General features: G+C 68.7%; 23 protein-coding genes. 14 read left to right on the top strand and 9 right to left on the bottom strand.

What is annotated here, in order from left to right; all coding sequences use genetic code 11:
- Positions 1-148: 148 nt before the first annotated feature.
- The 4 genes from KBZ33_RS02075 to KBZ33_RS02060 all read left to right on the top strand — a co-directional run bounded on the left by KBZ33_RS02075 (position 149) and on the right by KBZ33_RS02060 (position 2,785).
- Positions 149-1,063, top strand: coding sequence for a shikimate dehydrogenase (locus KBZ33_RS02075; protein ID WP_254950030.1), 915 nt, complete (start codon positions 149-151; stop codon positions 1,061-1,063).
- A 36-nt stretch (positions 1,064-1,099) separates the two neighbouring features.
- Positions 1,100-1,567, top strand: coding sequence for a Tic20 family protein (locus KBZ33_RS02070; protein WP_254950033.1), 468 nt, complete (start codon positions 1,100-1,102; stop codon positions 1,565-1,567).
- Between the two features lie 92 nt (positions 1,568-1,659).
- On the top strand, positions 1,660-2,022 hold the full coding sequence (gene rpsF / locus KBZ33_RS02065) for a 30S ribosomal protein S6 (RefSeq protein WP_254950035.1): 363 nt from the start codon (positions 1,660-1,662) through the stop codon (positions 2,020-2,022).
- Between the two features lie 58 nt (positions 2,023-2,080).
- Complete coding sequence (locus tag KBZ33_RS02060; RefSeq protein WP_254950037.1) at positions 2,081-2,785, top strand: hypothetical protein; 705 nt, start codon at positions 2,081-2,083, stop codon at positions 2,783-2,785.
- On the opposite strand, the gene KBZ33_RS02055 is transcribed toward KBZ33_RS02060, so the two are convergent.
- Positions 2,748-3,995, bottom strand: a complete 1,248-nt coding sequence (locus tag KBZ33_RS02055; protein WP_254950221.1) for an argininosuccinate synthase — start codon at positions 3,993-3,995, stop codon at positions 2,748-2,750. The genes KBZ33_RS02060 and KBZ33_RS02055 overlap by 38 nt on opposite strands.
- 8 nt (positions 3,996-4,003) lie before the next feature.
- Positions 4,004-4,261 (bottom strand): hypothetical protein, encoded by a 258-nt coding sequence (locus KBZ33_RS02050; protein WP_254950039.1) that lies wholly within the window; start codon positions 4,259-4,261, stop codon positions 4,004-4,006.
- A gap of 65 nt (positions 4,262-4,326) precedes the next feature.
- Between KBZ33_RS02050 and KBZ33_RS02045 the strand changes: the two genes are divergently transcribed.
- The 3 genes from KBZ33_RS02045 to KBZ33_RS02035 all read left to right on the top strand — a co-directional run bounded on the left by KBZ33_RS02045 (position 4,327) and on the right by KBZ33_RS02035 (position 6,000).
- Positions 4,327-4,578: a DUF3134 family protein gene (locus KBZ33_RS02045; RefSeq protein ID WP_216907275.1), complete on the top strand. Its 252-nt coding sequence runs from the start codon at positions 4,327-4,329 to the stop codon at positions 4,576-4,578.
- A 34-nt stretch (positions 4,579-4,612) separates the two neighbouring features.
- The gene (gene mraY, locus KBZ33_RS02040; protein ID WP_254950041.1) at positions 4,613-5,689 is read left to right on the top strand and encodes a phospho-N-acetylmuramoyl-pentapeptide-transferase; all 1,077 of its coding nucleotides are present in this window, start codon (positions 4,613-4,615) and stop codon (positions 5,687-5,689) included.
- A gap of 62 nt (positions 5,690-5,751) precedes the next feature.
- Entirely contained in the window at positions 5,752-6,000 is a 249-nt protein-coding gene (locus KBZ33_RS02035) for a hypothetical protein (protein ID WP_254950043.1), read from the top strand.
- Positions 6,001-6,034: 34 nt separating this feature from the next.
- Here the strand turns inward: KBZ33_RS02035 and KBZ33_RS02030 are convergent, their stop codons facing one another.
- Positions 6,035-6,226 (bottom strand): 5'-phosphoribosylglycinamide transformylase, encoded by a 192-nt coding sequence (locus KBZ33_RS02030; RefSeq protein WP_254950045.1) that lies wholly within the window; start codon positions 6,224-6,226, stop codon positions 6,035-6,037.
- Between the two features lie 61 nt (positions 6,227-6,287).
- Here KBZ33_RS02030 and purT point away from each other — a divergent pair, with 61 nt between their 5' ends.
- Both purT and KBZ33_RS02020 read left to right on the top strand, forming a co-directional pair.
- A complete protein-coding gene (gene purT / locus KBZ33_RS02025; RefSeq protein WP_254950046.1) occupies positions 6,288-7,526 on the top strand; it encodes a formate-dependent phosphoribosylglycinamide formyltransferase in 1,239 nt (412 codons plus the stop codon).
- A 102-nt stretch (positions 7,527-7,628) separates the two neighbouring features.
- Positions 7,629-8,558: an LCP family protein gene (locus tag KBZ33_RS02020; protein WP_254950048.1), complete on the top strand. Its 930-nt coding sequence runs from the start codon at positions 7,629-7,631 to the stop codon at positions 8,556-8,558.
- A gap of 4 nt (positions 8,559-8,562) precedes the next feature.
- Here the strand turns inward: KBZ33_RS02020 and KBZ33_RS02015 are convergent, their stop codons facing one another.
- From KBZ33_RS02015 to KBZ33_RS02000, 4 genes are read right to left on the bottom strand one after another with little or no spacing between them, the layout of a single operon-like run.
- A complete protein-coding gene (locus tag KBZ33_RS02015; RefSeq protein WP_254950050.1) occupies positions 8,563-9,054 on the bottom strand; it encodes a TerB family tellurite resistance protein in 492 nt (163 codons plus the stop codon).
- A gap of 3 nt (positions 9,055-9,057) precedes the next feature.
- Entirely contained in the window at positions 9,058-12,048 is a 2,991-nt protein-coding gene (gene uvrA, locus KBZ33_RS02010; RefSeq protein WP_254950052.1) for an excinuclease ABC subunit UvrA, read from the bottom strand.
- 51 nt (positions 12,049-12,099) lie between these two features.
- Positions 12,100-13,035, bottom strand: a complete 936-nt coding sequence (locus tag KBZ33_RS02005; protein WP_254950054.1) for an oxidoreductase — start codon at positions 13,033-13,035, stop codon at positions 12,100-12,102.
- 58 nt (positions 13,036-13,093) lie between these two features.
- A complete protein-coding gene (locus KBZ33_RS02000) occupies positions 13,094-13,681 on the bottom strand; it encodes a DUF4334 domain-containing protein (RefSeq protein WP_255011469.1) in 588 nt (195 codons plus the stop codon).
- A 79-nt stretch (positions 13,682-13,760) separates the two neighbouring features.
- On the opposite strand from KBZ33_RS02000, the gene KBZ33_RS01995 reads away from it, so the two are divergent.
- Positions 13,761-15,158, top strand: a complete 1,398-nt coding sequence (locus tag KBZ33_RS01995) for a glutamate decarboxylase (protein ID WP_254950058.1) — start codon at positions 13,761-13,763, stop codon at positions 15,156-15,158.
- On the opposite strand, the gene KBZ33_RS01990 is transcribed toward KBZ33_RS01995, so the two are convergent.
- Complete coding sequence (locus KBZ33_RS01990) at positions 15,124-17,118, bottom strand: amylo-alpha-1,6-glucosidase (RefSeq protein WP_254950060.1); 1,995 nt, start codon at positions 17,116-17,118, stop codon at positions 15,124-15,126. The genes KBZ33_RS01995 and KBZ33_RS01990 overlap by 35 nt on opposite strands.
- A gap of 293 nt (positions 17,119-17,411) precedes the next feature.
- On the opposite strand from KBZ33_RS01990, the gene KBZ33_RS01985 reads away from it, so the two are divergent.
- On the top strand, positions 17,412-19,010 hold the full coding sequence (locus KBZ33_RS01985) for a B12-binding domain-containing radical SAM protein (RefSeq protein ID WP_254950062.1): 1,599 nt from the start codon (positions 17,412-17,414) through the stop codon (positions 19,008-19,010).
- A gap of 47 nt (positions 19,011-19,057) precedes the next feature.
- Here the strand turns inward: KBZ33_RS01985 and recN are convergent, their stop codons facing one another.
- On the bottom strand, positions 19,058-20,776 hold the full coding sequence (gene recN, locus KBZ33_RS01980; RefSeq protein WP_254950222.1) for a DNA repair protein RecN: 1,719 nt from the start codon (positions 20,774-20,776) through the stop codon (positions 19,058-19,060).
- A 104-nt stretch (positions 20,777-20,880) separates the two neighbouring features.
- Between recN and KBZ33_RS01975 the strand changes: the two genes are divergently transcribed.
- The 3 genes from KBZ33_RS01975 (at position 20,881) to thrC (ending at position 24,628) form a co-directional block, all read left to right on the top strand.
- Positions 20,881-22,821, top strand: coding sequence for an AarF/ABC1/UbiB kinase family protein (locus KBZ33_RS01975; protein WP_254950063.1), 1,941 nt, complete (start codon positions 20,881-20,883; stop codon positions 22,819-22,821).
- A gap of 36 nt (positions 22,822-22,857) precedes the next feature.
- Positions 22,858-23,475, top strand: coding sequence for an alpha/beta hydrolase (locus KBZ33_RS01970; protein WP_254950065.1), 618 nt, complete (start codon positions 22,858-22,860; stop codon positions 23,473-23,475).
- Positions 23,476-23,569: 94 nt separating this feature from the next.
- A complete protein-coding gene (thrC, locus tag KBZ33_RS01965) occupies positions 23,570-24,628 on the top strand; it encodes a threonine synthase (protein WP_254950224.1) in 1,059 nt (352 codons plus the stop codon).
- The last annotated feature ends 16 nt before the right edge of the window (positions 24,629-24,644 follow it).

Raw genomic sequence — 24,644 nt, 5'->3', positions numbered from 1 at the left:
GTCTGGCTTCAGCCATCTTCCGCATCAGGGGTTGACCCAGGCGAGGTGTGGTTCCCGAACCGATGCCGTACCGGTGCAGGGCCGGCGGCCTGTCGGAGCCTGGGATCCGGCGGATCTACGGTCGGGCGGCAGCGGCTCGCGCGAACCCATGGTGACCCCCCCGACAGCACCGGCGATCGGTGGCGGCACCGCCCTGGTGGGGGTACTGGGGGATCCGGTGCGCCATTCCCTCTCACCGGCGATGCACAACGCGGCCATCGCCGCGCTGGGCCTCGACTGGGCCTACCTGGCCCTGCCGGTGGCGGCGGCGGACCTGGCCGTGGTGCTGCGGGCCCTGGCGGCGATCGACTGCCGCGGCCTCAACGTCACCCTGCCCCACAAGCAGGCCGCTGCCGAACTGGCGGACGAGCTGACGCCGCTGGCCCGGCGGCTGGGGGCCGTGAACACCCTGGTGCGGCGCGAGGGCGGGGGCTGGCTTGGCACCAACACCGATGTGGAAGGGTTCCTGGCCCCCCTGCAGGCGCTCACGGCCCGCGAAGCCCTGGTGCTGGGCTGTGGCGGCAGCGCCCGGGCCGTGGTGGCGGGTCTGGTGGACCTGGGGCTGGAACGCATCCGGGTGGCGGGCCGCGACAGCACCCGGCTGGGCACCTTCATCCGCTCCTGCGCCGACTGGGCCCCCGGCCTGGTGCCCCTGGCCTGGGGGGCCGACACGGCCGGCGCACCGGATCCCCTGGATGCCGCCCTGGCGAGTGCCGATCTGGTCGTGAACACGACGCCGGTGGGCATGGCCTCAAGCCGTGATCCCACCGCCGTGGAACGCTCACCCCTGCGCCCCGACCAGATCGCGGCGCTGTCGCCGGCGGCCACCGTCTACGACCTCATCTACACCCCCAGACCCACGGCCCTGTTGCGTCTGGCCCAGGAGCAGGGCTGCCGCAGCATCGATGGCCTGGAGATGCTGGTGCAACAGGGGGCCGCCGCCCTGCGGCTCTGGAGCGGGCTCGAGGAGATGCCGGTCATCGCCATGCGGACCGCGGCTCTGGCCAGACTGGAGGGCCCCTAGCCTGCGGGAACTGTCCCGACTGTCCCTGAAGCTCCCATGGAAGGTCCTCCGATCTGGCAGAGGCTGCTGGGAGCCCTGGCCTACCTGCTGCCCCTGAGTGACGCCCTGCGTTTCGGGCAAGCCCTGTTCGACATGTTCCCGCTGCTGCAGTGGGTCGCCCTGCCGGCTCTGCCCCTGGTGCTGCTGGAACGGGCCGTTCCCTTTGGCGGGCTGGTGCTGTTCCTGGTGCTGTTCCTGCTGGTGGTGCGCAACCCCAAGGTGCCCTACCCGATCCGCTTCAACGTGCTGCAGGCGATCCTGATCGACATCGTGCTGGTGCTGCTCAGCCTGGCCTTCGACACGGTGCTCTCTCCCCTCGGCGCCGGCTTCGCGATTCGCACCCTCTCGAACACGATCTTCCTCGGCACCCTGCTGCTGGTGCTGTTCTCGGTGATCCAGAGCCTGCGGGGCAAGGAAGCCGACATCCCCACCGTCTCCGAAGCGGTGCGGATGCAGCTCTACTGATCCCCCCTGCACAAGCAGCCGTCGGTGCTGCGATAGGTTCTTGAATCCGTCGCTGACGGGCTCCGTGCCCCTCAGCCCCTCCACAGGCGACCATGACGCAGCCCTATTACGAAACCATGTACATCCTCCGGCCGGACATCCCGGAGGAAGAAGTCGAGACCCACGTCGCCAAGTACCGCGACCTCGTGATTGAGGCCGGCGCCGAAGTGCTCGACACCCAGATGCGCGGCAAGCGCCGGCTGGCCTATTCGATCGCCAAGCATCGCGAAGGCATCTACGTGCAGCTCAACCACAGTGGCAACGGCCAGCAAGTGGCTGTGCTTGAGCGGGCCATGCGTCTCTCCGAAGACGTGATCCGCTATCTGACCGTGATCCAGGACGGCCCGATGCCTCCCCCCCGCGGCGTCCCCGGCGCTGCCGTGGACGTGGCTCCCACCGAACCGGCGGCGGTCTGAATCCCGCTTGTTCATCGCTGAGCACTGGGCCTAAAGTCCGCCCAATGGGTGGTAGGCGATGACTGCGACGGACAAGGAGGTCGCCAATTCGGACGGGAAGAATCCCTCCCGTGCGGTGCCGGCCCAGCCGGCTTACACCCCCTCCGGTTGGCCCGCCAACCAGGCGCCATCGATGCCGAGCGTGCTGACACCCGGCCAGGCGCAGGAACCACCCGCCAGCTTCAGCTTCGGCGAGGTGGTTGCTGCTGGCGGTGAAACGGTTTCCAGCCCCAGGGACGCGATCGACGCCGAACCCACTCTCCTCGCCCCGGACCAGCCACCGGCCCCTCCCCAGGCCCCACGGGCGGCAGGGCCGGGTCCGTCCGGCCTTGCTATCACGACCACCGGTCCTGATGCCCAGCAGCTCGAGATGGAGCTGGCGGCCGCCCGGGATGAGCTCAAGGCCCTGCACGAAATGCTCGAAGACCTGCCCGAGATCTTCGAGCGCAAGTTCCAGCAACGCCTGGCCACGGTGCTGGAACACCAGAAGCATCTTCTCGACGACAACCGGGCCCTGCGGGAACGGCTCTACAGCCTCAATCCGACCGCCGACCTCCCGCCCCCCGGCTCAGGACGCCCCCAGCCCCTGCTGCTGCCCACGGTGGCCAGGAAGGAGGGTTGGGGCCAGGCCATGAAGCGGGCCCTGCGGCTGGGCAGGCCGGAGGCCGATGGAACAACCCGGAAGATCAGTCGCCACGACGACGGGCGGCCCATAACCGCGTAGGCATTCCCCAGACGTAGATGAAGCCCTCGGCGGCGCGGTGATCGAACAGGTCCTCGGCCCCGTAGGTGGCCATGTCGGGCACATAGAGGCTGTCGCTGGCGCTGGAGCGCCCCACCACCGTGGCGCTGCCCTTCTGCAGCCGGATCCGCACCAGGCCATTCACCGTGGCCTGGGTGCGATCAAGAAAGCCGTCAAGAGCGTCCTTGAGGGGGCCGAACCAGAGGCCCTGATACACCAGGTCCGCCCAGCTCATCTCGATCTGGCGCTTGTAGCGGAGCACATCGGCGGCCAGGGTGAGGCTTTCGAGCTCCTGGTGGGCGCGGATCAGCAGCAACAGGCCAGGGGTTTCGTAGATCTCCCGGCTCTTGATGCCCACCACCCGGTTCTCGATCATGTCGAGGCGGCCGAAGCCATGGGCCCCCGCCAGGGCGTTGGCCCGCCGGATCAGGGCCACCGGATCGAGGCGCTCGCCCTCGATCGCCACCGGATTGCCCTGCTCGAAGGTGATCTCCACCACCTGCCCCTCGGCCGGGGCGTCCGCCACGGACCGGGTCATGGCGAAGACCTCTTCGGGCGGCTCCACCATCGGATCCTCCAGGGGGCCGGCCTCAATGCTGCGGCCCAGCAGGTTGAGGTCGATCGAATAGGGGGACTTCTTGCTCACCGGCGCCGGGATGTCACAGCGCTCGCCGTAGGCGATCGTCTCCTGGCGGCTCATGCCCCATTCCCGCGCCGGCGCCAGCACCTTGAGGTCGGGGGCCAGGGCACCGATGGCGACATCGAAGCGCACCTGATCGTTGCCCTTGCCGGTGCAACCGTGGGCCACCGCATCGGCCCCCACCTCCCGGGCCACCTCGACGAGGCGGCGGGCGATCAGGGGGCGGGCCAGGGCCGTGGAGAGGGGATAACGGCCCTCGTAGAGGGCATTGGCGCGGATGGCCGGGAAGGCGAACTCGCGGATGAACGGATCGATCAGGTCGTCGACCAGGGAGCGGCTGGCGCCGGCCGCCAGGGCCTTGAGCCGGATCGGCTCGAGTTCATCGCCCTGCCCCAGGTCGGCGGCGAAGGTGATCACCTCCTTCACGCCCCACTCCCGCAGCAGGTAGGGGATGCAGACGCTGGTGTCGACCCCGCCGGAGTAGGCGAGCACCACCTTCTCGGCGCGCGGCGTACCTGTAGGCGGCGCACCGCCCGCCACCTGCTGCCCCATCTCCGCCATCAGTGACGCTCCTGCGCTGTGGCGACCGATTCTGTCGCCTGGGGGCATTCTCCCCCCTGGTCCGCCGCCGGCAGGCGCCAGCGGAGCAGAACCACCAGGGCCAGCAGCAGGGGCGGCCCGAGCACCAGGGCGGCCACCACTGCCGGCAGGATCGGCAGGGGCCGGGGCCAGCGGACGGCGGCCGCGGCCAGCAGGGTGCTGAGCACGAGGGCCGCCGACCAGAGACGGCCCACGTCCAGGATCTTGGCGGTTGTCATTTGGGGATGGTCATGGGTAACGCGGTAGGGTGATGAGTCGGTCCTTGACGACCTAGCATGACGGCATGAGCATTCTCGATACGATCAATCCCTCCCTGACCCGCTACCGGCGCAACGAGCCGGCGCCGGTGCTGCCGTTGCGGGATGAGCCCGACCTGCTGAGCCTGCTGGAGGCGAGCGGCCGCCTGGTGGCCGACGAGGAAACGGCCAGCACCGATGTGAGCACGGTGGAAGAGGAGGAGCTGTCGGCGCTGATGGGCGAGAAGGAGGATTACAGCCCGGCCGACGAGCCCTCCGAGGAAGACTGGGAGGACTGACGGTCCGCTCCGTCACCACCCTGCAGCCCCTCCGATGGCCTCCCGCGACGGCCGCACGCCTGCGGCCCTGCTCGCCCTGATCCTGCTGGCCGCCTGCCTGGCCAGCGATACTTTCGTGGCCAACTCCATGCTGACCCTGCCGCTGGTGGTGGCGGCCCTGGTCAGCGCGGGGGTGGCGGCCCTGGGGGTGCCCCGGCTGCGGGCCCTGAGGCTGGGCCAGGTCATCCGCGACGAGGGTCCCCAGGCCCACCACAGCAAGGCGGGCACACCCACGATGGGAGGTCTGCTGGTGGTGCCCGTTGGGGTGCTGGTGGGGGGGCTGATCAGCCCGCAGGATCCCCGCCTGCTGGCGCTGGCGGGGATCACCCTGGCCTACATGGCCATCGGCGCCGTCGACGACTGGCGCAGCCTCACCCGCCGCACCAACACCGGCCTGAGCCCCCGGGGCAAGCTCCTGCTCCAGGCCCTGGCCGCGGTGGCCTTCCTGGTCTGGGCCCACCAGGGCGGCTGGCTGGGGGGCGGCGTGCCCGGCGATCTGGGTCTGCCCTTCGGCCGGGTGCTCACCCTCGGGTTGCTGATCTGGCCGCTGGCCCTGTTCGTGTTCCTGGCCGAGAGCAACGCCACCAACCTCACCGATGGCCTCGATGGCCTGGCCGCCGGCTGTGGCGCCATTGTGTTCACCGGCATGGGGCTGCAGCTGATGCTGCGGGGCCACGGGGGCGATCCGGTGCTGGCCGCCTTCTGCACGGCGATGGCGGGCTGCTGGCTGGGCTTCCTGAGCCAGAACCGCCACCCGGCCCGGCTGTTCATGGGTGACACGGGCTCCCTGGCCATGGGGGCCGCCCTCTCGTCGGTGGCGCTGCTCAGCGACAGCCTCTGGCCCCTGCTGCTGATGGGGGGGGTGTTCCTGGCCGAATCCCTCTCGGTGATCCTGCAGGTGGGGGTGTTCAAGGCCACCAAGGGCGCCGACGGCCAGGGGCGGCGGCTGTTCCGCATGGCGCCGCTGCACCACCATTTCGAGCTGGGGGGACTGCCGGAACAGAGCGTGGTGCTCGGCCTTTGGGGCGTCAGCCTGATACTGGTGTTGGTGGGATTGGTGCTGCTGCCCTGAGCAGCCTCCCCTGTCGTCGCTCGCGGCGACCCCCCGCCGACCGATCCGTCGCACCCCGGGCCATGGCGTTTTTCACCTGGAAGGAAACGGGCCTCACCGCCGACTGCGCCAGCCTGGAGGCCATGGCGGCACGGTTTGAGGAGGCCGCAGCTCTGATGCGCCGCATGGCCGGCGAGGGCTTCAAGGTGGAACGCCACCCGGAGGGGCAGCGCATCACCCACCCCGATCCCGCCGTGTTCGGGGCCTACGGGTTTGTGAGTGAGGAATCAGCCGAGAGCCAGCTCACCCTGCTGGATGAGCCCAAACATTGATCACCGCCCCCCTGCGGGACGGCGGCAGGGCCGCTCAGCGACGGACGTAGCCCACCAGCCACACCACCACGAAGGCCAGGGACGAGACGCCCAGGTAGATCAGCGTCCATTTCTGGAAACCGGCCACATCCCAGCCGAAGGGCAGCAGCCCGTTGGCTGCATCGCCGACGGTGCTGAAGGCTAGGGGGCCCACGCCAGGAAGAGGGGGGAGGAGAGCCACGGGCATCGCGGCACGTTAGGGGAAAGGGCGCGCGCCGCGTCAGGATCGCCCGATCTGCTTCCCTGCCATGGCACCAGGCCCTTCCCCTTTCCCGCGAACGGTGATGCTGCTGGGCAGCGGCGAACTCGGCAAGGAGGTGGCCATCGCCGCCCAGCGGCTGGGTTGCCGGGTGATCGCCGTCGACCGTTATGCCGAGGCCCCGGCGATGGCGGTGGCGCAGGTGAGCGAGGTGGTGGCCATGGCCGACCCCGAGGCCCTCAAGGCGGTGGTGCGGCGCCATCGCCCCGACGTGGTGATCCCGGAGATCGAGGCCCTGGCGGTGGATGCCCTGGCGGAGCTGGAGGCGGAGGGCCTCACCGTGATTCCCACCGCCCGGGCCACGGCGGTGACCATGAACCGCGACCGCATCCGCGACCTGGCCGCCCAGGGTCTGGGGCTGCGCACCGCCCGCTTCGCCTATGCCGAGAGCGCCGCCGAACTGGCGGCGGCGGCGTCCCCCCTGGGCTGGCCCGTGGTGGTGAAGCCGGTGATGAGCTCCTCCGGCAAGGGGCAGAGCGTGGTGCACGGCCCCGACGACATCGAAGCCGCCTGGGACGGGGCCTTGGCCGGCGCCCGGGGGACCGGCGCCCGGGTGATTGTGGAGGAGTTCCTGCGTTTCAGCCTGGAGATCACCCTGCTGACGGTGCGCCAGTGGCAGGGGCCCACCCTGTTCTGCCCGCCGATCGGCCACATCCAGGAGCGGGGCGACTACCAGTGCAGCTGGCAGCCCGCCCGGCTGGGGGAGGAGCAGCTGGCGGCGGCCCAGGCGATGGCGAAGGCCGTCACCGACGACCTGGGCGGCGCCGGCCTGTTCGGGGTGGAGTTCTTCCTCTGCGGTGAACCCGGTGCCGAGGAGGTGGTGTTCTCCGAGCTCTCGCCCCGGCCCCACGACACCGGCCTGGTGACGCTGGTGGGCCAGAACCTGAGCGAGTTCGAGCTGCACCTGCGGGCGGTGCTGGGACTGCCGATCCCGGAGATCCGCAGCCTCGGAGCGGCGGCCTCCCGGGTGATCCTGGCCGGACCGGACGCCCCCGGCGGGGCCGGCACACCCAGCTATCTGGGGCTGGAGCAGGCCCTGGCGGTGCCGGACACCCAGGTGCTGATCTTCGGCAAACCCGACGTCCGGCCCTGGCGGCGCCTGGGGGTGGCCCTGGCCCGCGGCGACGACGAGGCGGACGCCCGCCGGCGTGCCGATGGGGCCGCCGCGCTCGTGCAGGTGCAGACCAGCCGACAAACCGTCGCCACCACTGGTTTTTGGGGGCTTTGAGCCCTATGGTGCGCCCCTGCGGATAGCACAATGACTCAGGCCCATTCAGCGTCGGGGCTCTCTCGCTCCCGGAAGACCCGGCAGAAGAGGGAAGTCGGGGCCGTGGCGCTCCCTGAGAAGACCAGCTCCAGGAACGATCCGAAGCAGCGGCCCCCGGCGCCGCACCGGTCCAGGCGCCGCCCCCTGGTCACCTTCGGGTTGGGTATCGCCGTCGGTGCCCTGCTGGCCGGCCCCCTGCCGGCGCGCATTGCCCCATTCCTGGCCGGCCTGATTCCGGCACCCCGCGGCATCGGGGCGGTGCTGAATCCGCTCTCCGTCGAAAACCGCCGCATTCTCGTGCTCGGTCGCGACTCGGTGGGGGAGAACACCGATGTGATGTTCACCGTGCGGCTCGACGGCGACATCACCCACATCACCCAGGTGCCCCGGGACACCTTCATCGAGTCCCCCCAGCTGGGGGTGGTGAAGGCCAATTCCCTGTTCGCCCTCGGCGGCATCCAGACCACGAAGGACGAAGTGGGCAGCCTGCTGTCGGCTCCCATCGACCGCTACCTGAAGGTGAACCTGGACGCGGTCAACAAGCTGGCCGAAGCCCTCGGTGGCGTCGAGGTGGATGTGCCCAAGCGGATGTACTACGTCGACAACGCCCAGGGGCTCTACATCGACCTCTACCCCGGCAAGCAACTGCTCAAGGGCAGCGAGCTGGAGGGGTTCCTGCGTTTCCGCAACGACGAACAGGGAGATCTGGGCCGGATGGAGCGCCAGCGGCTGGTGATGGCCCAGGTATTCCGCAAGCTGGCCGAGCCGGCCACGATCGCCAGGCTGCCGGCCCTGCTGGAGATCGCCGGCAACGACATGGTCACCGACCTCTCGCCGATCGAGTTGACCCAGCTGATGTCCGCCCTCGGCAAGACCAAGCTCAGCACCCAGCGGGTGCCAGGCCGGCTCTACTGGCACCACGACCTCAGCTACTGGATGCCTGACAGCAACCAGGCCTACCCGAGCGGCAGCGGCGACGAACCACTCCCCTGAGGGTTCAGGCGGGGCCCCGGCCGTCGTCGGGGCTGCGCCAGCCGGCGGTGAGTTCGGCCAGCAGCTGGGCCAGCCCCTCCTTCTTCGGCAGGTCGGCTTCGGCGGCCCACTCGATCTCCTGGATCTTGCCGTCCCCAAGAGCGAGCAGCTCCACCAGATGGCGGTAGGCCACCCGTTCCTGGGCGTTGATGCTGGGCTCGGCCGGTGAGCGCCGCCCCACCCGCACCATCATGTAGCTGAGCTTCAGGGCCAGCTGGCGGGCGTCGCTGCCGCTGAGCTGGGCCACCAGACCATCCAGACCCGCCACGGGTAGGCGCTCGGCCAGAAAGGCCTCCAGCTCCGCTTCGCCAAGGCCACTGAAACTGTCGCCGTGCAGATGGCGGGCCACCAGCTCGGCGAGCAGCTCCCGCTCGGCGGGGGAGCATTCGCCGTCGGCCCAGGCGACGGTGCAGACGATGCGCAGCAGGGCCGCCTGGGAGGGGGTGAGTTCAGCCATGGGTCAGGCCGCGAGGGGAATGGGGGGATGCTGCTCCAGCACGTGCCGCAGGTAGCGGCCGGTGTGGCTGGCGGCATTGTCGGCCACGGACTCCGGGGTGCCGATGGCGACGATGTGGCCGCCCTTGTCACCGCCCTCCGGCCCCAGGTCGATCAGCCAGTCGGCGCAGCGGATCACATCGAGGTTGTGCTCGATCACCAGGATCGAGTTGCCCTTGTCCACCAGTCGCTGCATCACGTCCATCAGCTTGTGGACGTCATAGAAGCTGAGGCCCGTGGTGGGCTCATCGATCAGGTAGAGGGTCTTGCCGGTGGCGCGGCGGGAGAGCTCGGTGGCCAGCTTCACCCGCTGGGCCTCACCGCCGGAGAGGGTGGGCGCGGGCTGGCCCAGCTTGATGTAGCCCAGCCCCACGTCCACCAGGGTGCTGAGGCGTTCGCCGGCCTGGGGGATGGCGGCGAACACCTCGGCGGCCTGCTCCACGGTCATCTCGAGCACATCGGCGATGGTGTGGCCCCGGAAGGTGACCTGCAGGGTTTCGCGGTTGTAGCGGGCCCCTTTGCAGACGTCGCACTGGACATAGACATCGGGGAGGAAGTTCATCTCGATCACGTTCACCCCCTGACCGCTGCAGGACTCGCAGCGTCCCCCCTTGACGTTGAAACTGAACTGGCCCACCTGGTAGCCGCGGGCCTTGGCCTCCACCGTGGCGGCGAACACCTGACGGATCGGATCGAAGGCGCCGGTATACGTGGCGGGGTTGGAGCGGGGGGTGCGGCCGATCGGCGACTGGTCGATGACGATCACCTTGTCGATCGCCTTGATGCCCCGCAGCTCCTCGAGCCCGGTGGGAAAGGGCACCTTCAGGCCGAGGCGGTTCTCGAGGGCCGGGTGCAGCAGCTCGTTCACCAGGGTGCTCTTGCCGCTGCCGCTCACCCCGGTGACGCACACCAGCCGGCCGAGGGGGATCTCGACGTCGATGCCCTGGAGGTTGTTGCGGGTGCAGTTGGACAGGGTGAGCCGGCGGCTGCCAGCATCGCGGCGCTCGGCGGGGGTGGGGATGGAACGTCGACCGCTCAGGTAGGCCCCGGTGAGGGAGTCCTCGGCATTGAGGAGATCGTCGAGGGAACCCTCGGCCACAATGTGGCCGCCATGGACGCCGGCACCGGGGCCGATATCCACCAGGTAGTCGGCGGCGCGGATCGTGTCCTCGTCGTGCTCCACCACGATCAGGGTGTTGCCCAGGTCCCGCAGCTTGGTGAGGGTGGCGAGCAGGCGATCGTTGTCGCGCTGGTGCAGCCCGATGCTGGGTTCGTCGAGCACGTAGAGCACGCCGGTGAGGCCGGCGCCGATCTGCGTGGCCAGGCGGATCCGCTGGGCCTCCCCGCCGGAGAGGGTCATGGCGGGCCGATCCAGGCTCAGGTAATCGAGGCCCACATCGAGCAGGAACCGCAGGCGCATCCGGATCTCCCGCAGCACCAGATCGCCGATCTGGATCTGGCGGCTGCTGAGCAGGGGCTCGGCCCCTTCACTGGCCCCCACGCCCATCAGGGCCTCGATGCGCTCCAGGGTGACGGCCACGCTCACCGAGGTGAGCTCGTGGATGGCATAGGGCCCCACCCGCACCGCCAGGGCTTCGGGCCGCAGCCGCAGACCGTGGCAGCTTTCGCAGGGCACCAGCTCCAGGTACTTCTCCAGCTTCTGGCGCACCGATTCGCCACTGGCGTCGCGCAGCTGGCGCTCCAGGATCGGCAGGATCCCCTCGAAGGGCCGCACATAGCCCTCGCTCTTGCGGTAGCGGCTGTCGGCCTTGATGGCGATCGGCTCCTCGCTGCCCTGCAGCAGCACCTGGCGCTGCTCCTCGGTGAGCAGGTTCCAGGGGGTTTTGAGCTCGAAGCCGAAGGCCTCGCCGACGCTGAACAGCAGCGAGAAGTAGTAGCTGTTCTCCTTGTCGCTCCAGGGGGCGATGGCGGCATACACCGGCAGGGAGGGGTCGGGCACCACGCGCTCCACCGTGAACCTGCGCAGATGGCCGAGGCCGTGACAGTCGGGGCAGGCGCCGTAGGGGCTGTTGAAGGAGAACAGGCGGGGGGACAGCTCCTCCATCACGGCGCCGTGCACGGGGCAGGCGAAGTTCTCGGAATAGAGCCGCTCGCGCTCGACGCCCTCGGGCAGGGGCTCGTTGGCCTTGGGCACCACCTCCACCAGGGCCAGGCCCTCGCCGCGCTTCAGGGCGGTGCGCAGGGAGTCGGTGAGGCGTTCGTTGATGCCCTCGCGGGCCACCAGTCGGTCGACCACCACCTCGATGTGGTGGGCATGGTTCTTGTCGAGCTCGATGTTGTCGGCCAGCTCGCGCACCTCGCCGTTGATCCGCACCCGGGCGAAACCCTCGGCCACCAGGCCCGCCAGCAGCTTCACGTGGGTGCCCTTCTTACCCCGCACCACGGGGGCGAGCAGCTGGTAGCGGGTGCCTTCGGGCAGGGTGAGGATCTGGTCCACCATCTCGTCGATGGACTGGGGCCGGATCGAGCGGCTGCACTGGGGGCAATGGGGTTCGCCGGCGCGGCCGTAGAGCAGGCGCAGGTAGTCCTGGATCTCCGTGACCGTGCCGACCGTCGAACGGGGGTTATGGCTGGTGGATTTCTGGTCAATCGAGATGGCCGGCGACAGCCCCTCGATGGCGTCGACGTCGGGCTTGTCGACCTGGCCAAGGAACTGGCGGGCGTAGGCGGAGAGACTCTCCACGTAGCGCCGCTGGCCCTCGGCGAAGATCGTGTCGAAGGCGAGGGAGCTCTTGCCGCTGCCGCTCACCCCGGTGAACACGATCATGCGGTTGCGCGGGATGGTGAGATCCACATTGCGCAGGTTGTGCTGGCGGGCCCCCCGGACCCGGATCACGTCCTCAAGGCTGCCACCATTCAAGGTGCGCAGGGCCTTTTCCACAACGGGTGTGCCTGCCTCGGCCTTGCTGGTGGTTCCGGCGCGGGCGCGGGGCATAAAGGGTGGTCGGCAGCCGATGAGTCTACGGGGGTCGACCCTGGGACAGGCTCAGGCCAGGGCGGGCAGCGGCGCGGCTTCGGTGCAGAGGTCCTGGCTGACATCCCAGAGGCGCCCGCACTGGTCGGCGTCGAGGGCGGCCGGGGCGATGCGCACCTCGGTGGGCCAGCCCCGCAGGCCGCCCCACTGGTCGGGGCCGTAGTGGCCACCGGGCTTGGCCTCTGGAGCGGTGGCGGCGAACAGCTGGGGCAGGGCCCCCATGGCGGCGCTCTGGAACAGGGGATCCATCAGCCGGTAGGCCAGGGGCTCGAAGCGGGAGCCGGTGGCGGCGATGGAGGTGGGCTGGAGGTTGGTACGGGCGAAACCGGGATGGGCGGCCAGGGACAGCACGGGGCTGCCCTGATCGGCGAGGCGCCGCTGCAGCTCCAGGGCGAACATCACATTGGCCAGCTTGCTCTGGCCGTAGGCGCCCCAGCGGTCGTAGCGGTGCTCACCCTGGAGGTCGTCGAAGGCGATGCGACCGAAGTACTGGGCCCCTGAGGTGACGGTGACCACCCGGGCACCGGGCCGGTCACGCAGCAGGGGCAGCAGGGCAAGGGTGAGGGCGAAGTGGCCGAGGTGGTTGGTACCGAACTGCAGCTCGAAGCCCTGGCGGGTGAGGCGGCGGGGCGGCGCCATCACGCCGGCGTTGTTGATCAGCAGATCGAGGCGCCCATAGCGCTCAGAGACGGTCGCAGCGACGGCGCTCACGCTGGCCAGGTCGGCCAGGTCGAGGTGCAGCACGTCGAGGGCGCCGGTGCAGGACGCAGCGGTGAGCAACTCCTCGCGGGCCTGCTCCGCCTTCGCCAGCGAGCGGCAGGCGAGCAGAACGGTGGCGCCCTTGGCGGCCAGGGCCCGGGCCGTTTCCAGGCCGAGTCCGCTGTTGGCACCGGTGACCAGGGCGATCCGCCCGGACTGGTCAGGGATGTCGACGGCTGTCCAGCGCATGGTGATCAAGCGAAGAGCAAAGCGTTGCGGGGAGAGCCATCACGCGACGAAGGCCCCTTCAGGAAATCGTAACGGAATGTGACGGATCCGGACCTTCGCGGCGCAACAGGAAAAAGAACGGTGTCTCCATGCCTTTGAAGTCCATGACGCCCAGCACGGTGTCGTCGTCGAGCTTGCGGAAGACGTCGTTGATGGGGAGGTGGTCGTAAAGCATGGTCGCGCTCACCACGCCGCGGTACCTGGTCATCCGCAGCCGGGCGCTGGAGCGGGCGGTGCTGAACAGGGGCATCAACAGCTGGAACAGGCGGCCGGCCAACGCCGATTTCGGGACGGGGAAGCGGTCGCTCAGACGCAGCCCTGGCCCCATCGCCTTCGGCTCGAGGCAGGCCAGGCCGCCGCCGAGGGTCGTGAACACCAGGGGGTACACCGCCTCGGCGCTGTCGAAGCGCTTGCCATGCCAGTGGAAGGCTTCCAAGGCGCCGTCGAGGGGGTGGCCGGTGGGGACGCTCTCCCCCTTCCAAGCGCCTAGCAAGAAAGGGATTTCCACGGGAGCAAGCCCGTCGAAGCGGGCGAAGGCCTCAGCCGTGGTGGCGATGGGGGTGGGGGAACCCACGGCGGGCTCGCGCGTCAGGAGTCCATTGTCCATCGCTGCCGCGTGGGCCGGAGTGGATTCCTCCCAGGTCGGCGCCTAGCCTGAACAATCCAGGTGCGCTCCGTTGCAATCGATGACCATCCACGAAAAGGCAGCGTCCAGATACTCCCTGGAGGACGACATCTACTCGTCATCCGATCTCTCGGTCACCCTGCCCAAAACCCATTTCCCCCCGAAGGAACACAACCCCCGCGCCGTGTTCGCCGCGATTCGCGACGAGCTGATGCTGGATGGCAATTCCCGTCAGAACCTGGCCACCTTCTGCCAGACCTGGGTGGAGGACGAAGTGCACGCCCTGATGGATCTGTGCATCGACAAGAACATCGAGGACAAGGACGAGTATCCCCAGACCGCGGAGATCGAAGCCCGCTGCGCCCGCATGGTGGCCGACCTCTGGCACGCCCCCTCGATCAACGGCGCCATCGGCTGCTCCACCACCGGCTCCAGCGAGGCGGCCATGCTTGGGGGACTGGCGATGAAGCGCCGCTGGGAGGCGCAGCGCCAACGGCAGGGGAAGCCCATCGACCGGCCCAACCTGGTGACCGGTCCGGTACAGATCTGCTGGCACAAGTTCTGCCGCTACTGGGACATTGAGCACCGCGAAATCCCGATGCAGCCCGATCAGCTGATCCTGTCCCCCGAAGCGGCCCTTCCGTACTGCGACGAGAACACCATCGGCGTGGTGCCCACCCTGGGGGTCACCTTCACCGGCCAGTACGAACCGGTGCAGGCGCTGGCGGCCGCCCTCGATGGCCTGGAGGCCCGCACCGGCCTCGACATCTCCATCCACGTGGACGCCGCCAGCGGCGGATTCCTGGCTCCCTTCTGCGCCCCTGATCTGGTGTGGGATTTCCGCCTGCCGCGGGTGCGCTCCATCAATGCCTCCGGTCACAAATTCGGCCTGGCACCCCTGGGGGTGGGCTGGGTGCTGTGGCGCCAGACCACCGATCTGCCCGAGGAGATGGTGTTCTGGGTGAATTATCTCGGCGGCAACATGCGCGATCTCACCCTCAATTTCTCGCGGCCGGGGGGCCAGGTGGTCTGCCAGTACTACAACTTTCTGCGCCTGGGTCGGGAGGGCTACCGCAAGGTGCATGCCGCCTGCTACGCCACGGCCCAGTACCTGGCTGTGGAGATCGGCAAGCTGGGGCCGTTCGAGATCATTTACGGCGCTGATGATCAATCGGGCATCCCCGCCATCTGCTGGAAGATCCGGGAGGGAAGCGACGTCAACTTCAACCTCTACGCCCTCGCCGACCGCCTGCGGGTGCGCGGCTGGCAGGTGCCGGCCTACAGCCTGCCGACCCACTGCGAGGGGATCACTGTGCAGCGGATCCTGGTGCGCCACGGCGTCAGCCGGGATCTGGCCGATCTGCTGCTGGAGAACATCCGCCAGTCGCTCGACTTCTTCGCCAGCCACCCCGATCACGGCGCGCTCAGCAGCGCCGAGGTCTCGGGATTCCACCACTGATCGCCGTCCAGGCCGCCAGCACCTGGGCCACCGACCAGGCCTGGGCGATGCAGCCCCGCGGTGCATGGGGGACGTCGCCATCGAAGATCTCGCTGAGGCTGCCCAGCCCCGCTTCGTTCAGGTGATCGGCCATGGGCTCCAGGTACGAGAGCGCCAGGGCCGCATCGCCGTGCACAGCGAAATGGGCCCGGGCGAAGGGCCCCAGCCACCAGGCCCACACCGTGCCCTGGTGGTAGGCCCCATCCCGGCGCTGGGCGTCGCCTCCGTAGTGGCCCCGGTAGTCGGGATCAGCGGGATCCAACGTGCGCAGCCCATGGCGCGTCAGCAGCCGCCGGCCGCAGAGCGCCAGCACGCTGGCGGCCTGGGCTGGACTGAGTAGCGGCTCCGGCAACGCGAGGGCCAGCAGCTGGTTGGGCCGCAGCCGCTCATCAGGGCTTCCGGAGGGTCCGTCGATGACATCGAAACAACAGCCCAGCCGCGGGTTCCAGAAGCGCTGAAAGCCCGCCGAGGCCCGATCCGCCAGGGCCTGCCAACGGCCGGGATCGGCCCCCGTGAGCCGGGAAAAGCTCGCCATCGAACGCAGGGCGTTCACCCACAGAGCATTGACCTCCACCGCCTTGCCGTGACGGGGGGTGATGGCCCGGTCGCGGGGCTTGGCATCCATCCAGGTGAGCTGGGTTTCCCCCTCACCGGCGCTCAGCAGCCCATCGGCCGGATCCATGCGGATTCCGAACCAGGTGCCGGCCTCATGGTGGTCAAGGATCGTCTCCAGCTGGGGAAAGAGCTCCCGCACCAGGGTGTCGCTGCCGCTGGCCTCCCGGTGCTCCGCCAGGGCCTGGAAAAACCACAGCGTGGCGTCCACCGTGTTGTAGGCGCGTCGGTCCAGGGGCTGGTCGGCCCGGTCGGGAAAGCTGTTGGGGATCAGCCCGTGGCTGATGTGGGCCGCGTAGGTGCGCAGGATCCGCTCGGCCCAGCCGCAGCGGCCCGTCACCAGGGTGAGGCCCGCCAGGCTGATCAGCGTGTCGCGGCCCCAGTCGTTGAACCAGGGATAACCGGCGATCAGCGAGGCCCCCAGCCGCTCGCCCGCACGGCCGTCCATCGACCTCTCCACGACGAAGGCATCGGCGGCCAGCACCAGCTGGCGGATCCAGGCCGGTGCCGACGGCGCCAGGACGGGCTGGGCGACCTGCCAGGAGCGCAGCAGCCCATCCTCGTGGTCGTGGCGCTGCGCCAGGGCCTGTTCACCAGCGAGGGGCGGCGCTTCCGTGGTGCTGGCCACGACGGTGACGCACGCGTGTTGATCGCTGAGGGTGACGGTGAGCGTGGCCGCCCGCAGCTGCTCGGCCGTGCTCGCCAGCGCCCGTTCGGCCTCCGCCGCCAGGGGCACTTCCTCCTCCCAGAGCGGTGGGTCCTCCAGGCACCAGTCGCCCCGGTCGCTGACCAGCACGAACGGCGCCGCCCCCAGCGGGCGCACCGCCACGCCCCTTGGCAAGGGCGCCAGGGCCAACGCGGGACGCTCACCGCCATGGTGCGAGCGGTGCTGCACAAAGGCCGTCAGGCGAAGTTCGAGCGGGCCGCCGCGCACCAGCCGGTAGCTCGCAAAGGTGGTATTGGCTCCCTGGGCCATCCAGACCCGCTTCTCCAGCAGGGTCTCACCCCAGGCGAAGCGCCAGCGGGGCACGCTGCCCTCAAGGGCAAAGGACACGATCTGCAGGGGGCCGCAGGCCCCCGGATCCCCATCCACCGACTCCTGCAGCTGGCTCACCAGCAGGCTGCGCTCCACCGGCGGCGAGAGGGCCGCGATCAGCAGGCCGTGGTAGCTGCGGCTCGGCGCCCCCGACACCGTGCCCATGGCGTATCCGCCCAGGCCGTTGGTGACCAGCCACTCCCGCCCACCGGCCAGGCATGGATCGCCGCAGATCTCGCTGCCGAAACGCACCACGGCCGGCGGCGGCGACATGGGCGTTGAGGTTGGTACCACCAATCTCCTGGAAACCGATGGCGCTTACAAACGCCTTGAAGGTTGAGCATAGTCCTGAAGTTCTTCAACTTGGAATGCTTGGTTGGCTGCAAAGCACTCCTCAATCGATGACAACGGAGAACGTGGCCTCCAATAGGTCCCATCCGTTTCTCCTGGCCCAGGCTTGATGACCCGTACGTCGACTGAAATATGAAAGCACGCGATCTGTGCTAGAATAGATTTTATCTGGTTCGATTCTGCTGATACTCAGCGCCAGCCGTGGATACCCCCGTTTGAACGTTCTACTTGTCTACCCCGAGTTCCCGAAAACATTTTGGAGCTACGAGAAAATTCTTGAGTTGGTGAACCGAAAGGTTCTGCTACCGCCACTCGGCCTGATCACCGTTGCCGCCATTCTGCCCCAGGGCTGGAACTTCAAGCTGGCGGACGTCAACATCAGGCCGGTCTCGGAGCAGGAATGGCAGTGGGCTGATCTCGTAATCATGTCGGCAATGATCGTCCAGAAAGACGACATCATTCGCCAGATCAACCTGGCCAGGCACCATGGCAAGCCGGTGGCTGTCGGGGGACCCTACCCAAGCTCCACACCCGAAGAACTCCTGGCCGCTGGCGCCGATTACCTGATCCTCGATGAGGGGGAGATCACCCTGCCCCTGTTCGTCGAGGCCTGGAATCGGGGCGACAAAGGCGGCCGCTTCAGCTCCGATGGCGTGAAACCAGACGTGACCTCCACCCCCATCCCCCGGTACGACCTGCTCGAGCTCAGTGCCTATGACTCGATGAGTGTGCAGTTCTCGCGCGGCTGTCCCTTCCAGTGCGAATTCTGCGACATCATCGTGCTCTACGGACGCAAACCCCGCACCAAGACGCCGGAACAACTCGTCAGCGAACTCAACCGCCTTTACGCCATCGGCTGGCGCGGTGGCGTGTTCATGGTGGATGACAACTTCATCGGCAACAAGCGCAACGTCAAGATGATGCTCACGGCCCTTGAGCAATGGCAGAGGGACCGTGGGTATCCGTTCCGCTTCGATACGGAAGCCTCCCTTGATCTGGCTGATGATCAAGAGCTCATTGATCAGATGCTGGCCTGCAACTTTGCCGCCGTCTTCATGGGCATCGAAACCCCGGACACGGACAGTCTGGCGGCCACGATGAAATTCCAGAACACGCGATCACCCCTGCTCGAATCGGTCGACAAGGTGACCCGATCCGGGCTGCGGGTGATCGCAGGATTCATCATCGGCTTCGATGGCGAAAAGGAGGGCGCCGGCCAGCGGATCGTCGCCTTCTCCGAGGCCGCTGGGATTCCCACAACCACCTTCGCCATGCTGCAGGCACTGCCCCATACGGCCCTATGGCACAGGCTGGAGAAGGAAGGACGACTGATTGACAAAGTCGGCAACATCAACCAGACCACCCTGATGAACTTCGTGCCGACCCGGCCGGTGGAAGGCATTGCCCAGGAGTATGTGGAAGCGTTCTGCCAGCTTTACGAACCTCATGCGTATCTCGATCGGGTGCATCGCTACTTCCTGAAACTCGGCCCACCCAGGGTGAGAAGCGCCTTCAAGCTTCCCGAGCTGGCAGTGCTCCGGGCGCTACTGATCGTCTGCTGGCGCCAGGGCATCAAACGCTCCACCCGATGGGCCTTCTGGCACCACCTGTTCCACATTCTCCGGGCCAACCCCAAGGTGGCGGAGCAATACCTCGCTGTCTGCGCCCACAACGAGCATTTCATGGAGTACCGAGACATCGTGCGGCTGCAGATCGAAACGCAATTGGCCGCCTATAGCCGTGAACAGGAGCTGGCTCGCCTGGCGCTGATCGATCGGCCGCGGATCGAGATCGCCACTGGCACATCGCCGTAAGGATCTGAACGGTCGGATGTCCTGTCGGTGGCACAAGGGTGGGCGGCTTAAGCCGCCCGGTTGACCTTGTCGGGAACGCTCGTGCCGTCAAGGCCCAGCAGGCTGGCGGCGTAGCTGTTGGCCTCGCCGAAATCGCCACCGGCCAGTTCCGCCAGCTCCGCCTGGCGCTCGTGAGTGTCCCGCAGGTGGGACACCAGCGTGTGGGTGAGACCCGCCTCGACGCTTTTGCTCACCCGGAAGTGGTGCTGGGCCGCGGCGGCCACCAGGGGTTGGTGGGTGATGCAGAACACCTGGCGCTGCTCCGCCAGCCGCCGCAGCAGTTGGGCCATGGCACCGCTGACGCGGCCGCTCACGCCCGCATCGATCTCATCGAAGAGCAGCGTGACATGGGGGTCGGCCGCCGCCAGGCAGGTTTTGAGGGCCAGCAGGAAACGACTCATCTCGCCACCCGAGGCCACCTCCGCCAGGGGCGCCGGCGGCTGGCCCAGGTTGGCGGAAAACAGGAACTGCACCGCATCGGCCCCCTCCTCGCTGGGCTCGGCGGCGCTGAGGGCGACGGCAAAGCGCACGTTGGCCAGCCCCATGGGCCGCAGGGCCTCCATCAGCTGGTGCTCGAGGCCGCGGGCGGCGGCGGTACGGGCACGGGTGAGGGCGGCATTGGCCCGATCGCGCCCCTGGCGGGCGACGGCTTCGGCGGCCTGCAGGCCCGCCAGGGCGGCCTCGACATCCGCCTGGGCCAGCTGCTCCCGCAGGCTGTCGCGCCGGGCGATCAGTTCGGGCAGGGTCTGGCCATGGCGGCGCTCCAGGACCTTGAGCTGGGCCATCCGCTCCTGCAGCAGAGCCAGGCTGTCCGGCTCGCTCTCCAGCAGGGAGCCGTAGCGATCCAGATCCCTGGCCAGGTCCTGCAGACCGGCCAGGGCGTCGGCGCAGGCCCCATGCAGGGCCCCCACGCCGGCGTCGAGGGCGGCCATGGTCTGCAGCTCCTGGTCGCAGGCCGCCAGGTGATCCAGCACCGACGGGGCCGCCTCGGCCCCTTCCACCAGCCGGCCCATCAACGTCATCACGCCGTCCTGCAGCCGCACCGCATGGGCCAGCCGGTCCTGCTCACCCTGAAGACGCTGACGCTCGGCGGGATCCTCCAGCGCCGCGGCCTCCAGCTCCGCCAGCAGTTCCTCCTGGCGGTCCCGCTCCAGGGCGAAGCGCTCCCGGTCGGCACGGGCGCGGGCCAGGGCGTCCGCCTCCCCCTTCCACGTCAGCCAGGCGCCGCGGCTGGCCTCGAGGGCCGCGGCCACGCCATCACCGGCGAAGCGATCCAGCCAGCGGCGCTGCTGACCGGGGCGACCCAGCTGCTGGGTCTGGCCCTGGACGGTGAGATCGAGCAGCAGGGGTCGAAGTTCCAGCACCTGGCTGCGGCCCACCACCAACCCGTTGAGCCGGTGGCGGCTGGTGAGCCGGCCCTCCTGGAGCCGCCAGTCGCGGCTGAGCAGCAGCTCGCCGTCCTCGGCCTCCAGCTCCTGGCGCTCCAGCCAGTCCTGCACCGGAGGAGACAGGCTGAAGCAGGCCTCGATGCGGCCCCGCTCAGCGCCGCGCCGCAGCAGACGGGCCCCCTGGCTGCCCTGGGCACCGCCGAGCAGGGCATCGAGGGCATCGAGCAGGATCGACTTGCCGGCGCCGGTCTCGCCGGTGAGCACGGTGAACCCGGCCGAAAAGACCAGCTCCAGCCGCTCGATCAGGGCGATATTCTCGAGGCGCAGACCCGTGAGCACCCAGGCCTCCGGCAAGCGATCGGTACGTGGCCCGACCGTAGCGGCTGTGACTTTCGTTTAGAAGGGGGTTTCGCCTGCCGGCGCCGCGGCGGTGCATCCCCGCCATGGTTTCCTCCCCCCCTGCCCCCGCCGCGACCCCCGAGCGCCTGACCGCCGAGGTCGAGATGGGTGACTTCCTGGAGGCGGCAGGCCTGCTCAGCTACGACCCGGCCGCCATCACCCGCATCTACGCCGGCCACCCGATGCGTCTGGTGCGCCGGGTCTGGCAGACGCTCGTGCCGATCGGCCTCTATCTGCTGGGGGTGGGCGTCGACAAGGTCACCGGCCAGCTGGCCAACCCCGGCCGGGCCCGGCGGCGGGCCCGGGAGTGCGCCGAACTGCTGGTCGCCCTCGGCCCCGCCTTCATCAAGGCCGGTCAGGCCCTCTCGACCCGGCCCGATATCATTCCGCCGGTGCTGCTGGAGGAGCTGGCCCAGCTGCAGGACCAGTTGCCGGGCTTCGACAGTTCCCTGGCCATGGCCTGCATCGAGGAGGACCTGCAGGCCCCGGTGGAGTCGATCTTCGCGTCACTGGAGAAGGAACCGATTTCCGCCGCCTCCCTCGGCCAGGTGCACCGGGGCGTGCTGCTGACCGGCGAGCGGGTGGCGGTGAAGGTGCAGCGGCCCGGCCTGCGGGAGCAGATCACCCTCGACCTCTACATCGTCCGCAACATCGCCTCCTGGCTGAACCGCAATGTGGGGCTGATCAAGAGCGATCTGGTGGGGCTGATCGATGAACTCGGCAAGCGGGTGTTCGAGGAGATGGACTACATCAACGAAGCCTCCAACGCCGAAACCTTCGCCCGTCTGCACAGCCACAATCCCCGCATCGCCGTCCCCGCGATCTACCGCCAGGCCACCAGCCGCCGGGTGCTGACCATGGAGTGGATCGACGGCGTCAAGCTCACCAACCTTGAGGCGGTGCGCGCCCTCGGTGTCGACCCCGACCACATGGTGGAGGTGGGGGTGAACTGCAGCCTGCAGCAGTTGCTGGAGCATGGTTTCTTCCACGCCGATCCCCATCCTGGCAACCTGCTGGCCCTTGCCGACGGCCGCCTCGCCTACCTGGATTTCGGCATGATGAGCGAGGTGTCACGGGAGGCGCGCACCGGCCTGATCCAGGCCGTGGTGCACCTGGTGAACCGCAACTTCGGCGCCCTCTCGAAAGACTTTGTGCAGCTCGGCTTCCTGGGCGAGGCGGTGGATCTCGAACCGATCGTGCCGGCCTTCGAAACCGTGTTCGGCCAGGCCCTGGAGATGGGCGTGAGCCGCATGGATTTCAAGGCGGTCACCGATGACCTCTCCGGGGTGATGTACCGCTTCCCCTTCCAGGTCCCCCCCTATTACGCCCTGATCATCCGCTCCTTGGTGACCCTCGAAGGCATTGCCCTGAGTGTGGACCCTGACTTCAAGATCCTCGGCGCCGCCTACCCCTACTTCGCCCGCCGACTGATGGAGGATCCCGATCCCGAGCTGCGCCGCAGCCTGCGGGAGATGCTCTACGACGGCGATGAATTCCGCTGGCAGCGGCTCGAAAGCCTGGTGGCCAGTGCCTCGCTCCAGGAGCAGCTGGATCTGGAAGGTCTGCTCGATCAGGTGCTCGATTTCCTCTTCTCCCCCACCGGCGGCCTGCTGCGCCAGCAACTCGTCGATGCGGTGGTGCAACAGATGGATTCCCTGGCCTGGAACACCACCCTGCGCCTGGGCCGGCGGCTGCCGAGCCGCTTCCTGCCGCCGGGGCTGCGGGCCCTGCCCCCCGCCCCGGCCACGACGCCGCTGTTGGACCTCGAACCGATCCAGGAGTTGCTGGCGATCCTGCGCGACCTGCCCGGCTTCGAGCCGTCCCTGCTGCTGAAGCGCCTGCCTCGGGTGCTGGGGGAGCCGGATCTGCGCCGCATGGGTCTGCAGGTGGCCAAGGGTCTGGCGGAACGGGGCGTGGTGCACCTGCTGCGGGATGTGCTGGTGACCCCGGCGGTGCGCCAGGCCGCCGGGGTCACCGGCGCCTGAGATCCGTAGAGTCAGCGCAATACAAGGGAGACATGTGTGAACAAGCGGCGAAGGCTCGTGGCCGCTGTCCTGGGTCTGGGGCTGTGCTGGTCGACGCCGGCGGCGTTCGCAGCCCAGAACCTGGTGTTCACCAGCGGTGCCTTCCGCCGCTCGATCCCGGTCGCGGATCTGGAGCATCTGGCCACCACCGGCGAGGCTCGGGGCCTGCTGGGCGACGTGCTGCGCCTGGGCCGTCAGAACCCCGCGGACGTCAGCAAGCTGCTGAATGAATCGGTGCGGCTGCCGATCGTGCTGATGAGCCGCCTGCTCAACACCCGCATCGGCGAGGCGATCCTGGCCCGCCTGGCGCGGATCCTGTTCCCCCTGAGGGCCCCAGCAGCCGGTGTGCCCGCCCTGCGCGCCGCCATGGTGCTGGGCACCTACGAGGGCAAGGGGTCGCTGTCGGCCATCACCTTCCTGCGGGCCTACCCGACCCAGGAGCTGGAGGTGAGCATTCCAGCCCTGATGGCTGTGATCTCCAAGGCCTCCTCGATCAGCGAACTGGTGCGCTTCTTCTCGGAATCCCCCCTCGACGGTCTGCGGGGCAACGAGCCCCAGCCGGCCCCCACGGCGCCGGCCCCCCTGGCACCCGCCCCGGCCACACCCGCCCCCTGACGCCCCAGACCGGAGCCTTACATTGACATCAGCTTCGCCGCTGTCCCCTGTGCCCCTGCTACGAGCCCTGCGACGCCTGGGCCGGCAGCCCACCATGCAGGACTGGCCAGGGCTGATCGAGGCCTACCGCTCCTGGCTGCCCGTCAGTGACGCCACGCCGGTGGTGACCCTGCGGGAGGGGGCCACTCCCTTGATTCCTGCGCCGGTGATCGCCGAACGGGTGGGACGGGGCGTGAAGGTGTTCCTCAAGTACGACGGCCTCAACCCCACCGGTTCCTTCAAGGACCGGGGCATGACGATGGCCATCAGCAAAGCCAAGGAGGCGGGCTCGGAGGCGGTGATCTGCGCCAGCACCGGCAACACCTCGGCGGCGGCGGCGGCCTATGCCAGCCGGGGCGGCATGCGGGCCTTCGTGTTGATTCCGGATGGCTACGTGGCCCAGGGGAAGCTGGCCCAGGCCCTGCTCTACGGCGCCGAAGTGCTGGCGGTGCAGGGCAATTTCGACCGGGCCCTGGCGATCGTGCGGGATGTGGCCGACCGCTACCCGGTGACCCTGGTGAACTCGCTCAACCCCTACCGCCTGCAGGGGCAGAAGACGGCCGCCTTTGAGGTGGTCGACGCCCTGGGCGAGGCCCCCGACTGGCTGTGCATCCCGGTGGGCAACGCCGGCAACATCAGCGCCTACTGGATGGGCTTCAAGGAGTACCGCCAGGCGGGCCACAGCACGGTCCTGCCGCGGATGATGGGCTTCCAGGCCGCCGGTTCAGCACCGATGGTGCTGGGGCACACGGTGGAGCAGCCGGACACCATCGCCACGGCGATTCGGATCGGCAATCCAGTGAACAGGGACAACGCCCTCAAGGTACAGAAGGAGAGCAACGGCGATTTCATGGCCGTCACCGACGCTGAGATCATCGACGCCTACAAGCTGCTGGGCCAGGGGGAAGGCATCTTCTGCGAACCGGCCAGCGCCGCCTCGGTGGCGGGTCTGCTGAAGCGACGGGAGGAGGTGCCCTCCGGCGCCACGGTGGTGTGCGTGCTCACGGGCAATGGCCTCAAGGACCCGACGACGGCGATCGAGAACAACGACGCCACCTTCCACACGGGCATCGCCCCCGAAACCGAGACCGTGGCCAAGGTGATGGGTTTCTGAGCAGCCGCCTTTAGGA

The sequence above is a fragment of the Cyanobium sp. Cruz-8D1 genome, from assembly GCF_024345975.1.
Classification (GTDB): Bacteria; Cyanobacteriota; Cyanobacteriia; order PCC-6307; family Cyanobiaceae; genus Cyanobium.
This window is presented reverse-complemented; position numbering and strand designations above follow the sequence as displayed.

Bases quoted from the DNA above. Each gene is read 5' to 3' on its own strand.
- KBZ33_RS01995 (WP_254950058.1), top strand. From the start codon at position 13,761: ATGACCATCCACGAAAAGGCAGCGTCCAGATACTCCCTGGAGGACGAC.
- KBZ33_RS02050 (WP_254950039.1), bottom strand. From the start codon at position 4,261: ATGACAACCGCCAAGATCCTGGACGTGGGCCGTCTCTGGTCGGCGGCC.
- rpsF (WP_254950035.1), top strand. From the start codon at position 1,660: ATGACGCAGCCCTATTACGAAACCATGTACATCCTCCGGCCGGACATC.
- KBZ33_RS01990 (WP_254950060.1), bottom strand. From the start codon at position 17,118: ATGTCGCCGCCGCCGGCCGTGGTGCGTTTCGGCAGCGAGATCTGCGGC.
- KBZ33_RS02060 (WP_254950037.1), top strand. From the start codon at position 2,081: ATGACTGCGACGGACAAGGAGGTCGCCAATTCGGACGGGAAGAATCCC.
- KBZ33_RS02005 (WP_254950054.1), bottom strand. From the start codon at position 13,035: ATGCGCTGGACAGCCGTCGACATCCCTGACCAGTCCGGGCGGATCGCC.
- KBZ33_RS02045 (WP_216907275.1), top strand. From the start codon at position 4,327: ATGAGCATTCTCGATACGATCAATCCCTCCCTGACCCGCTACCGGCGC.
- KBZ33_RS01975 (WP_254950063.1), top strand. From the start codon at position 20,881: ATGGTTTCCTCCCCCCCTGCCCCCGCCGCGACCCCCGAGCGCCTGACC.
- KBZ33_RS02075 (WP_254950030.1), top strand. From the start codon at position 149: ATGGTGACCCCCCCGACAGCACCGGCGATCGGTGGCGGCACCGCCCTG.
- KBZ33_RS02015 (WP_254950050.1), bottom strand. From the start codon at position 9,054: ATGGCTGAACTCACCCCCTCCCAGGCGGCCCTGCTGCGCATCGTCTGC.
- KBZ33_RS02035 (WP_254950043.1), top strand. From the start codon at position 5,752: ATGGCGTTTTTCACCTGGAAGGAAACGGGCCTCACCGCCGACTGCGCC.
- mraY (WP_254950041.1), top strand. From the start codon at position 4,613: ATGGCCTCCCGCGACGGCCGCACGCCTGCGGCCCTGCTCGCCCTGATC.
- KBZ33_RS02070 (WP_254950033.1), top strand. From the start codon at position 1,100: ATGGAAGGTCCTCCGATCTGGCAGAGGCTGCTGGGAGCCCTGGCCTAC.
- KBZ33_RS02055 (WP_254950221.1), bottom strand. From the start codon at position 3,995: ATGGGGCAGCAGGTGGCGGGCGGTGCGCCGCCTACAGGTACGCCGCGC.
- KBZ33_RS02030 (WP_254950045.1), bottom strand. From the start codon at position 6,226: ATGCCCGTGGCTCTCCTCCCCCCTCTTCCTGGCGTGGGCCCCCTAGCC.
- uvrA (WP_254950052.1), bottom strand. From the start codon at position 12,048: ATGCCCCGCGCCCGCGCCGGAACCACCAGCAAGGCCGAGGCAGGCACA.
- purT (WP_254950046.1), top strand. From the start codon at position 6,288: ATGGCACCAGGCCCTTCCCCTTTCCCGCGAACGGTGATGCTGCTGGGC.
- KBZ33_RS02000 (WP_255011469.1), bottom strand. From the start codon at position 13,681: ATGGACAATGGACTCCTGACGCGCGAGCCCGCCGTGGGTTCCCCCACC.
- thrC (WP_254950224.1), top strand. From the start codon at position 23,570: ATGCAGGACTGGCCAGGGCTGATCGAGGCCTACCGCTCCTGGCTGCCC.